At 77.1% G+C, this 659-nt stretch carries 1 protein-coding gene; it reads right to left on the bottom strand.

All coding sequences use genetic code 11. The annotated features are described in order from the left end of the window. The coding region (locus HMPREF0731_RS22515) for a glycosyltransferase family 4 protein (protein WP_040614538.1) at positions 1-659 on the bottom strand (659 nt) is incomplete at both ends.

The following is a 659-nucleotide window of genomic DNA, read 5'->3' as shown; positions in this document are numbered from 1 at the left end:
CGCCGCCAGCGCCGCCGCGACGCGCCCCGGATCGGCGGGGTAGGCGGCGGCGTTGGGCAGCAGCACCAGCTTGTCGGCCGGCACGCCCTGGGCGTGGCACCAGTCGCGCAACTGCCGCGACACCGTGAGGATGCCGTCATAGCCGGCCTCGTAGGCGAGCGCGGTGAGCGGGTTGCCCACCGGCTCGCCGCGCGGCCCGTTGTCGAGCAGGTGCAGGCCGAGCCAGGTGCGCACGCCCTGGCGGCGCAGCTGCCCCATCAGCGGGTGCGCGGCCAGCGCGTGGGTGTTGACCACCACATCCATCGCCGCCAGCAGCCCCAGCGCGTCGGCCGCGATGGCGGGGTCTGCCTCCTCCGGCAGCCGCGCGGCGAAGTAGCGCCGGGCGCGGTCGGCCCGCTCGGCCGCTGGCAGCGGGAAGAACTGCAGCGTCTCGAAGGCGCCGGACTGGCTGGCGGGCAGCGCCACGCTCTCCGCGCCCGTCAGGAAGAGATGCGGCGTCCAGCCCCGGCGGCGCAGCACCTCGGCCTGGGCCTGCACCACCTTCTCGACCCCGCCGAAGGCGAAGACCGGCAGCACGAAGCCGATCTGCCGGCCGGGCCGCGGCGGCAGCCAGGGCAGCACGGCGCCGGCGCCGTTCAGCGCGCGGTGCAGCCCGGGCG

Origin of the sequence: Pseudoroseomonas cervicalis ATCC 49957 (genome assembly GCF_000164635.1) — a bacterium.
GTDB lineage: Bacteria > Pseudomonadota > Alphaproteobacteria > Acetobacterales > Acetobacteraceae > Pseudoroseomonas > Pseudoroseomonas cervicalis.
Note: the sequence above shows the minus strand (reverse complement) of the source record. Positions and strands in the feature narration are given on the sequence as shown.